Origin of the sequence: Corynebacterium halotolerans (assembly GCF_050107895.1) — a bacterium.
Classification (GTDB): Bacteria; Actinomycetota; Actinomycetes; order Mycobacteriales; family Mycobacteriaceae; genus Corynebacterium; species Corynebacterium halotolerans_B.
This window is the reverse complement of the sequence record NZ_JBNILW010000029.1, coordinates 1-9897: the sequence shown is the minus strand read 5'-3', so window position 1 is coordinate 9897 and position 9897 is coordinate 1. Positions and strand designations below refer to the sequence as shown.

General features: G+C 62.1%; 8 protein-coding genes. 6 read left to right on the top strand and 2 right to left on the bottom strand.

What is annotated here, in order from left to right; all coding sequences use genetic code 11:
- Positions 1–513: 513 nt before the first annotated feature.
- Entirely contained in the window at positions 514–1395 is an 882-nt protein-coding gene (locus ACQCVD_RS15300; protein ID WP_426824644.1) for an EamA family transporter, read from the bottom strand.
- Positions 1396–1429: 34 nt separating this feature from the next.
- Positions 1430–2401 carry an Ldh family oxidoreductase gene (locus ACQCVD_RS15295; protein WP_426824643.1) on the bottom strand — a complete coding sequence of 324 codons (972 nt, stop codon included), beginning with the start codon at positions 2399–2401 and terminating at the stop codon, positions 1430–1432.
- A gap of 300 nt (positions 2402–2701) precedes the next feature.
- On the opposite strand from ACQCVD_RS15295, the gene ACQCVD_RS15290 reads away from it, so the two are divergent.
- From ACQCVD_RS15290 to ACQCVD_RS15265, 6 genes are all read left to right on the top strand, one after another.
- Positions 2702–4282, top strand: coding sequence for an alanine/glycine:cation symporter family protein (locus ACQCVD_RS15290; RefSeq protein ID WP_426824642.1), 1581 nt, complete (start codon positions 2702–2704; stop codon positions 4280–4282).
- A 31-nt stretch (positions 4283–4313) separates the two neighbouring features.
- The gene (locus ACQCVD_RS15285; RefSeq protein ID WP_426824641.1) at positions 4314–5000 is read left to right on the top strand and encodes a GntR family transcriptional regulator; all 687 of its coding nucleotides are present in this window, start codon (positions 4314–4316) and stop codon (positions 4998–5000) included.
- 441 nt (positions 5001–5441) lie between these two features.
- The gene (locus ACQCVD_RS15280) at positions 5442–6878 is read left to right on the top strand and encodes a flavin monoamine oxidase family protein (protein WP_426824639.1); all 1437 of its coding nucleotides are present in this window, start codon (positions 5442–5444) and stop codon (positions 6876–6878) included.
- A gap of 91 nt (positions 6879–6969) precedes the next feature.
- Positions 6970–7872: a 4-hydroxy-tetrahydrodipicolinate synthase gene (gene dapA / locus ACQCVD_RS15275; RefSeq protein ID WP_426824638.1), complete on the top strand. Its 903-nt coding sequence runs from the start codon at positions 6970–6972 to the stop codon at positions 7870–7872.
- Positions 7869–9374 carry an aldehyde dehydrogenase family protein gene (locus ACQCVD_RS15270; protein WP_426824637.1) on the top strand — a complete coding sequence of 502 codons (1506 nt, stop codon included), beginning with the start codon at positions 7869–7871 and terminating at the stop codon, positions 9372–9374. Before dapA ends, ACQCVD_RS15270 begins: the two co-directional genes overlap by 4 nt.
- 419 nt (positions 9375–9793) lie before the next feature.
- The coding region (locus tag ACQCVD_RS15265; protein WP_426824645.1) for a biotin carboxylase N-terminal domain-containing protein at positions 9794–9897 on the top strand (104 nt) is incomplete at its 3' end.

Genomic DNA, 9897 nt, shown 5'->3' with positions numbered 1-9897 from the left:
CGCTCGGCGACCCGGCGTTGGGTCCACCCGTGGATCAGAACCAGATCGATCATTTTGGCCCTACCCGTCGGGGTCAGGGGTGCGTTACGGTGTGTCACTAGGAACCTCCGGTGTTGGTGTGCGTGTCATTACCCACCTGCCTACCGGAGGTTCCCTGTATCCGCTCACACTGTTTACAACCTCCCGAGGAAGTACATCTAGGGGTCCAGTAGAACATCCGTAGCCCATATAGTGGCAAGCGAAACGTCTACACCAGTATCTGACATTAGGGATTACGATCGTCAAGTAACTCTGGGCCCACGGTCGGTGCTGTGATGTGCGACATGCGCTACTTATTGCCGTGGCGGAACAGTGTGGTGTTCTTCCCCGCAAGGCGTGAAAGAGCTGGCTTGGGCTTCTTCACGGGGAATCGAGATGATACGCGTGCGATATCGGGCGGGGTAAGCACCTGCCTCCCTCTAACAAATAGTTAGTGGTCAGGAGCTCTTGCTTACAGCAGCACCGTCGGGCAGCTCACAGGGCTTGGCGGCTGCGCTGGAACCCGTCCACCGCCAGGATGATTAGAGCGATCGCCAGCAGTCCGTACACCACGCTGTCGCTGGGGACGAGCTGTTCGCCCAGCAGGAGAGCGACCACGAACAGCAGGAGCGGCTCCCCGTAACTCAGCAGACCGAATACCGGCATGCTCAGTAGCGTGGAGGCAGCCAGATACAGCGCCATGGCCAGCGCTCCCGACAGTCCAGCGAGGATCACCAGCGCGTTCGTTGACAGGTCTAGGCGTTCACTGAACTGCAGGAGTAACCAAATGGAAAAGGGGCTCAGGAGCCATACCTCGGCTCCGTAAGCCATCGGTCCGTCGAGGTGGAAATGCTTGCGGATACTGAAATACAGGGCGTAGCCGAAGCAGATCGCCAGGGTGACCCACGAGAGGTGTGCGTTCAGTATCGCCTTGACCGATACGGCGACCACCGCAATCAATACTGCCATCCATTGCATTCGCGTGACGTGGAACCGAAAGATGAAACGTCCGATGATTACGAGACTGATCGGGAGCAGAAGGTATCCGAGGGAAGCATCTAGGGCGTGTCCGTGCACGGGGGTCCAGGCGAACAACCACAACTGCAGGGCGATCAGAGCGGTGAGCAGGACGAAGATCAATGGCTGCCACGGGGTGGCGGTCAGTGACCGCAGGAACTGCCGGAGGGAGGAACGCGCTGCAGGGAGGGTGAGGACCAGCGTGTAGCAGGCTGCTGTGACCAGGACACGCACAGTGAACACTGTGGTCGCGGAAGCCGAGATCGCGCCGGAGATGAAGAAGATGAAACCGAACAGGGCAGATGCCCCGATTGAGGCGAGCACGCCCCGTAGCGCGGTACCTGGGTGGTGAGTGTCCACGGTGCTCCTGGTGGTGGAAAGGGAATGGAAAGCGTTAGGGGGAAGTCTCGCTACTAGCGGCCACCAGGACGCCGTGCAGCTCGTCGTCCAGGAAAATGCTGTCGGCACGGGCGCGCCGACGTCCCGGCAGGGAGACGTCGTAGTCGTCTTCCAGGCGTGCTAGATGCTGCTGCAGCCGATCGGAAAAGCCTGAGGCAAAAGCTGCCGGGTCGAAGGCGAGCACCAGGAGTCCCACCCGCGGCGGGTCAGTGCCATCCTCGAAGGAGGGGGCATCCACGGACCAGTTGGCACCTGTCATGGCGGTGAGAACCTCTACCGCTAGGCCGAGATTTCCGAGCTTGCGGTTCGCTGGGAGCAAACTGCCGGATAGTGCTGCGAGGGGATCCATGGTTGGTCGACCGCGGCTATCGAGGGCCCATCCCTCAGGCAGAAAGCCGCCGCTCGCGGCGGCATCGCGGATAGATACATAGGCGACCGGGGTGATGCTCTGGTCGATGAGCAGAGGGGCCGGATCAGCTGGCGCAGCCAGGGAAAACGGATTGGTGCCGAGTAGAGAACCCGGGTGGCCGCCATAGGCGACGAGGGCGGGGGAGTTGGCTACCGCCAGGGCCACCAGCCCGCGGTCTGCGAGGGCGGCGGTGTAGTGACCCAGCTCCCCGACAGTGAACGTATTGGCCAGTGACAGTACCGCCACCCCAGTCTCGCGGGTGCTTACGGCCAGGCTGCCAAGCGCTTCCGCGAAACCGACATGGGCGATGTTGTCGTGGGCATCAACCCGGAGGATCGGACCGGCTCGAGTGACGGTCGGGGCGGCCTGGCCATCGATACGGCCGGTTCGCAGGCCGGCGAGGAAGTCAAAGAGATGCCTGACGCCGACGGCGGAGTGGCCCCGTAGCTCGGCCTGAACGGTGGCATCTGCGAGATGTCGTGCCGTCAGAGTATCGGCGCCAGCGTGGCGGGCAGCCCGAGAGCAGAGCTCTGCCAGCTCCCCAGCGGCAATGAGCATGGAGGCACCTCAGTCATTCGCGGAGTTGTTGGTTGCTAGGGGCAAGGTCAGGTGTCCTCGTGTGGGTGTCAATGTTTCGGGTTTCGGGGACACAGCGCGGATGATTCCCACAACGGAATCATATGTGATGTGTGATCACAAAATATACGCGGATGTGACACTGGATACAAGCACCTTTCAAAAACTCGCACTGCGCTGGGTTTTTGGTGGTGGTGAAAGCGTCCCCTCAGCTTCGGGAATCTTCATGCGGCGGGGGTATGAACCCACTCAGCCCTTGACGGGCACTGAGGGGCATGTAACATGACCTCATCTTCCGTGATGGGTGTCACCAAACGGATGGAGAATTTCATGAACGTCCTGACCATGATCAGCGACTGGATCTGGAATCCCCTAGCCTACTTCGCACTCGCAGTGGGCATCTTCTTCACTTTCGTGACCAAGGGCGTGCAGTTCCGCCGCCTCCCCGACATGATCAAACAGCTCAAGGACAGCAAATCCGGCGACGGCGGACTGTCTTCCTTCCAAACCCTGGCGCTGACCCTGTCCAGCCGTGTCGGTGTGGGCAGTATCGCGGGTGTGGCCACCGCCGTGGCCATGGGCGGCCCCGGCGCCATCATGTGGATGGCCGTGACCGGCCTACTCGGTTCCACCTGTGCCTATGCGGAGGCTGTGCTCGCCCAGACCTACAAACGCCGCATCCATGGCGAAGATCGCGGCGGTATGCCGTACTACATCAAGTACGGACTGAAAGCACCGTGGTTGGCGTTCATCGTCGCACTGACCGCGATGATCGGCTACGGCTTCGTGTTCCCCGGCGTCCAAGCGAACAACATCGCCTCCTCTTCCCAGCAGGCCTTTGGCCTCGAGCCCTGGGTAACCGGCCTGATCATCACGGGCCTGCTGGCAGTGGTAGTTGTCGGCGGCACGAAGCGCGTGGTGAGCGTGGCACAGACCGTGGTCCCGTTCATGGCGGTCGGCTACCTGCTCACTGCACTACTGCTGATCTTCCTGAACCTGGACAAACTGCCGGATGCGATTGTGCTGATCGTCTCCTCTGGCTTCGGTACAGACCAGGTTTTCGGCGGCATCATCGGCTACGCCGTCGCGTGGGGCGTGCGCCGTGCTGTATTCGCTTCCGCCACGGGCTTCGGTGAAGGTACCTTCGCAGCTGCAGCTGCCCATGCCACGCATCCTGGCAAGCAGGGCATCATCCAGGCATTCTCGATCTACATCGATCTGCTTCTGATCTGCATGGCCACCGGTATCATGGTCGTGCTCACCGACAGCTACCACGTCAGCGATGGTGCCGGTGGAATGATTGTCGACCACGTCCCGGGGGCTGTGGCCGGTCCGAACTTCGTTCAGGCGGCCATTGACTCTTCCCTGCCGGGCTGGGGCAGCGTAGCGGTTGCGATCGCGATCCTGCTGTTCGCCTTCACCTCGCAGGTGTTCTTCTTCTACGTGGCCACCACCAACCTGATCTTCCTGTTAGGGGAGAATCGGTCGGTCTTCCTGGAGAATGTGATCAAGATCGGAGCATTGGCGATCTCCTTCATCGGTTCGGTGATCAGCGCTGACGCGATGTGGGCGGCAGGCGACATCGGTTATGGACTGCTCGCCTGGCTGAACATGGCGGCCGTGCTGCTACTGACCCCCGTCGTGCGCAAGATCATCAAAGACTATGACTCCCAGCGTAAGGCGGGTGTGGATCCTGTCTTCGATCCCCAGGAGCTGGGCATCGAAGGGGCCGTGTGGTGGGAGACCACCTTCAAGCGGCAGATGAATGAGGATGTCGAGACTGCGGGCGAGGTGACCGGGGCCGTACCGCTGGTGGAGGATCCTGTCGCAGAGGGCGAATGTGAGCCCGTCCGCGACAGGTAGAAACGGGTCGGCCGACAGGTATAGTCGGGCCATGGTGTTGTCACGGCTGGATATGAAGACCCGTGTCGGGGATCAGGCTTATGAGGCTCTCCACGCCGCCATCGTCAGTGGTGCCTATGAGGCCGGTCGCCGACTCCAGATTCGGGATCTCGCGGAGGAACTGGGCATCAGCGTGATGCCGGTCCGGGAGGCCATCAAGCGCCTGGAGGAGGTGGGGCTCGTCGAGACCGAGCCCTACCGGGGTGCTGTGGTCAAACGACTGACCCGTAGCGAGCTCCTGCAAATCTACGCGGTGCGTCGACTGCTGGAGGTTGAGGCGGCCCGGCTGGGCACTGAGCGCATTGCCAATGGCGATGTTGTCGAGCTGGTGCAGCACTACCAGGAGATGGTCGACACACTGGAGCGTGGCGACATCGTCAACTACCTGGATATGGATGAGGCTGTCCTGCTGAAGATCTACTCAGCTTCCGGAAATAACGTGCTCGTAGACACCATCCGCTCCCTGTGGGACCGGTGCCGGATCTACAAAATCGTCGGAGCCCGCGACGAACATGAGTCGGGCAAACAGGAACATCTCCTGGACTACCAGGCAAAGCTCCTTGCCGCTGCACGGGAGGGCGATGGCGCAGCGGCAGCACAGATCACCGAGGATTCCCTAGATGCTGCGATTGAGCGTATTCACCTAGCGATGCCGGCGGAAGCTGCTGAAGTGGAGTAGCCCGGCTTGGCGTCCAGGCGGCCTCGGTGATTTCGGGGTGGTGAGCGGTATCCGGAAGGCGTCCCGATTCTTGAGAATTGGGACGCCTTCGGCGTCGACTAGGAAAGTAGTTCTTCCGTTTCCATCATTGCCCGTCGGCCTCAGGGATGGGGTGACAAGCCCCGTACCGGATGGAGATCGCGTTGATCCAGGCCATAGGAGGATAAATAACCAGTTCACCCGCCTTTCTACGGGGTCGTGACCGCAAATCCTCCCGACCCCTTGTGTGATCTGTGATCACAAAGTAGTGTGTTGAGAACAACAACAGAGTAGCTTGGTGATCTGCCCCACCGGGAGTGATGGGTGGGGCGAGATGTCCAACACCGGGAACTGTTGTTCCACGACCACTTGCCTGCCGGACAGTAAAACTGCCGCAGCACCCACTCCGCAAAGGAGAAGCCTGTGAAAGATGTAGTCATCATCGGTGGCGGCCTGGCTGGCCTATCCGCCGCCTGGCGCCTTCGTCACTGGGACACTGTCATCCTTGAGTCCGCCGACCGGATCGGCGGGCGCATCCGCTCTGAGAAGCGCGGCAAGTACTTCCTGAACTGGGGTGGTCACGTCTTCGGCGGTCCCGGTACCTCGACGCATGATTTACTGAGCGAAACCGGCACCGGCGCAGTCGACGTGCCCGGCTCGCTGGCCGGTACCTCCATGAACGGAAAACTCCTGCTCAAGGGCCCGGTCCAGACCTATCCGTTCCGTATCCCGATGGCCATGAGCGACCGGGTGGAAATGGTCCGGGCCGGGGCCAAAGTCAGCCTCGATGTGTTCCGCTACGCCAACGTCGTACGCCGGCGCCCCGGCGAGACGGGGGAGCAGCGCCAGCAGCGGATCTACGACTTCGAAAATGACCGCTCCTTCGCTGACTATCTGGGGGAGATCTCCCCGGAGGCCGAAGCTCTCTTCCGGCCGACCGTGACCCGCTCCGCCGGAGATCCGGAGGAAATCTCGGCGGGTGCCGGTATCGGCTACTTTAGTCTGGTCTGGAACATCGGCCAGGGGCTCAGCCGGAGCATTGCCGGTGGACCGTCCACCCTCACCGAATCAATCGCCGCCTCCCAGCGCGACCGGATTGAGCTGGGCGCCCAGGTCCACGAGTTGACCCAGCACCGCGACCACGTCGTGGTCCGGTACACCCAGGACGGTGTAGACCGCGAAGTTAAGGCCCGGACCGCCGTGATGGCCACTCCTGCAGTGATCAGCCACAAAATCGGCGTCGATCTCCGCCCGGACCTGCGTGAGGCACTGGGTAAGGTCAAGTACGGCTCCTATGTCGCCGCGGCCTTCCTGACCAATGAGACCACACCGCAACCCTGGGACAATGCCTACGGCATCGCCACCCCGAAGCGGTCCTTCAACGTCGTGTTGAACATGGGCAATATCGTCCGTGGTTCGGAGAGTCATCGTCAGCCAGGTGGCAGCATCATGACCTTCTCCCCGGCCAGCCTGGCCGAAAAGCTCCTGCCGCTCAGCGACCGCGAGATCACCGATATCTACCTCAAGGACCTGGACCAGGTGCTACCCGGGTTCTCCGGGATGATCGAAGAATCCCACGTCCAGCGCTGGGAGATCGGCGCACCCTACTGCTTCCCTGGGCGCGCGAAGATTCAGGAGACGCTGATGACTCCTGAGGACCGGGTCTTCCTCGCTGGTGACTACCTCGGCTCCCTGTACACCGAATCGGCCATCACGTCGGCATTCACCGCGGCCCAGCGGGCGGCCAGTCTGCTGGCCACCGAGACCCAGCAGCGCGGCCAGCGAAGCCGAATCACGCGACCGACTGTCGTGCCGTACCCGGATGACACGGCTGCCATGCAGACTGCGGCGGCGAACTGACCGCCCCTGCCACGGCAGTGATGCCGCAATGGCCCGTGCCAGCCACCGAATTCCCCGAACCATCTGTTTTGAACCGACAAGGAACCCTTTCATGACACAGAGCCTGAACCTCCGCGGTGTGCTCACCGCCCTGTCCACCCCGTTCGCCGCCGACGAGTCCATCGACACCGCCGCCCTCAAGCGCGTGGTCGACCGCTCCATCAATGGCGGCGTGCATGGGGTCGTCGCCGGCGGATCCACCGGCGAATTTGCCTCGCTGAGCGCCGACGAGCGCATCCAGCTGGTCGACACCGTCGCCCAGCACACAGCGGGCCGCGTCCCGGTCATCGCCCAGACCGGAGCCACCACCACCACCGAGGCGATCCGGCACTCAAAGGCGGCGCAGGCTTCCGGAGCTGACGTGCTCATGCTGGTCACTCCCTACTATGAACCGCTGAGCCTGGAGGAGACCCTCACCTACATCCGCGAAGTCGTCTCCGCAGTGGAACTGCCGGTCATGCTCTACAACATCCCCGGCGCCACCGGTGTGAACCTCGACGCCGACACCGCTGGAAACCTGGCCCGGGAATTCGACAACATCCGCTACATCAAGGACTCCAGCGCGAACTGGGAGCAGGCGCTGCAGCTGATCCACCACCACTCCGATGTGCTCGGCACCTTCATCGGATGGGACGCCTACATCTACAGCGCACTGACCGAAGGTGCCGCCGGAGTGATGGCCGGTGCCGCAAACGTGGTGCCCGAGGACATCGTCGCCGTGCACAATTTGATTGCCGGGGACAATCTGGTCGAGGCCCGACAGGCATGGAAGCGCCTCTACCCGGTCATTGACACGATGCTCTCCGAGCCGTTTGTGGCCGCGGTCAAGGCTGGTCTGGAGATCCAGGGCGAGCCCGTCGGCATTCCGCGTGCTCCGATGGCAGCGTCCACCCCGGAGGTCTGCGACCGTATCGAACGGGCACTGGCAGAGCTGGCGCAGGAGGTGCGGGCATGACAACCACCATCACGTCCTTCCAGGTCCGGCGCTCCTCTGGCGAGCTGACCGTCCAGTCCGGCGATTTCCCACCGCTGCAGCATTTCATTGACGGCGAGTTCCGCGACCCGCAGAGGGAATCCACCACGACAGTGGTCAACCCCGCCGACGGGCAGGAAATTGCTTCGGTGCCACAGGGAACCGCCGCGGAGGTCGACGCCGCCGTCGCAGCTGCCGACGCCGCCTTGCCCGCTTGGCGGGAACGCACCCCACAGGACCGCTCGGAGATCCTGCTGAAGGTCGCCGAACGCATCGAGAACAACGCCGATCTGCTGGCGCGGCTGGAATCACTCAACGCCGGCAAGCCCCACGCCGTCGCCGAAGATGACGTGGCTGGGACCGTGGACATCTTCCGGTTCTCGGCAGGCGCGTGCCGCGCGATCACGGAGCTGGGTTCCGCCGACTATGTCACGGACCACACCTCGGTCATCCTGCGTGAACCCCTGGGAGTCATCGGCGCCATCGTTCCCTGGAACTACCCGCTGCTCATGGCCGCCTGGAAGATCGCCCCGATCCTCGCAGCGGGTAATACTCTGGTGCTCAAGCCCGCGGAGCAGACTCCACTGAGTCTGCTGAAGCTGATGGAGCTGACCGCGGACCTGCTGCCGGCCGGTGTGTTCAACCTCGTGACCGGATTGGGACGTGAGGTCGGGGCACGGCTCTCTGAGCACCCGGACGTGGCGATGGTCGCTTTGACCGGCAGCGTCGGTAGTGGAAAGACGGTCGCCCGAGCCGCTTCCGACTCTCTCAAACGGGTCCATCTCGAGCTCGGGGGCAAGGCCCCCGTGGTGATTTTCGAGGACGCGGACCTAAAGTTGGCGGCTACTTCGCTGCGCAACGCCGGGTACTGGAACTCCGGACAGGAATGTGGGGCCGGTACTCGCGTACTGGTCCATGAATCTGTGGCAGAGGAGTTCACGGACCTGCTGGTCCAGGAGGTCTCTAGCATCATTGTCGGTGACCCGGCAGCGGGGGAGGATGTCGAACTCGGCCCGTTGGTGTCGAAGGAGCATCACGAGCGGGTTGCAGGATTTCTGGAACGTGCCGTAGCGGAAGGCGCGACCGCCGCCATCGGTGGTGGTCCTTTGGAAGGGCCGGGGTACTTCATCGCACCAACGGTGCTGACCAGCGTGCAACCCGGTACAGAGGCCGCCGGTGAGGAGATTTTTGGACCGGTGATCACAGTGGAGACCTTCCGCACGGAAGAGGAGGCAATTGACCGCGCCAATGAGGTCCCTTATGGTCTTGCCGCTTCGGTGTGGACCCGTGACGTCGCACGGTCGCTCGGCGTGCCCCGCCGTATCGACGCGGGGACAGTCTGGGTCAACTCCCACCTGGTGCTGGCCAATGAGGTGCCGTGGGGCGGATTCAAGGGATCAGGCTACGGCCGAGACCTCTCGGCCTACGCCCTGCAGGATTACTCACGAACCAAACACGTGCAGATCCACCACGCTGGGCACTAAGCCGCCGAGACCGGATAGGTACGGACCCAGATCTTGTCAGGACAGAATATCGGGTACCGGAGTTTTACTGGTGTCGTCACTATGAGCAGGAAGCTGAAACATCTGGGGAAACCTTTAGGTGATAACACTTCGGACCAGAACATGTGACGAGAAAACGCATCAGAAACGGTTTACTAGCTAGGTTGGCGGCGTCGTCAACCTAGCTAGTGACGTTATTCGATTGTATGCGCCTGTGATCGCCCCTGTGTCCTGCCACGATGGGATTGCTCGCGGCAACGAGGCCATCACGAAAACCGATAGAGCCACCTTTATGTGTGCCCACGGCGCAGAGACGCAGCCGGGGAGGTCAGCAGATTAAGAGATGTAGGGGAGCTGACCCCCAGAAATTAGCCGAATATATCCTGGAAAGGATCAACCACGTGGTATCGCAGAAGCTGCCGTCCTTCACCAAGGTCCTGGTTGCCAACCGTGGCGAAATTGCGGTGCGGGCATTCCGCGCCGCGAATGAGACCGGCGCACAGAC

What these genes read in the sequence shown, in the direction of transcription:
- ACQCVD_RS15295 (WP_426824643.1), bottom strand. Translation starts at nt 2,401, where the DNA reads ATGCTCATTGCCGCTGGGGAGCTGGCAGAGCTCTGCTCTCGGGCTGCC.
- dapA (WP_426824638.1), top strand. Translation starts at nt 6,970, where the DNA reads ATGACACAGAGCCTGAACCTCCGCGGTGTGCTCACCGCCCTGTCCACC.
- ACQCVD_RS15270 (WP_426824637.1), top strand. Translation starts at nt 7,869, where the DNA reads ATGACAACCACCATCACGTCCTTCCAGGTCCGGCGCTCCTCTGGCGAG.
- ACQCVD_RS15285 (WP_426824641.1), top strand. Translation starts at nt 4,314, where the DNA reads ATGGTGTTGTCACGGCTGGATATGAAGACCCGTGTCGGGGATCAGGCT.
- ACQCVD_RS15290 (WP_426824642.1), top strand. Translation starts at nt 2,702, where the DNA reads ATGACCTCATCTTCCGTGATGGGTGTCACCAAACGGATGGAGAATTTC.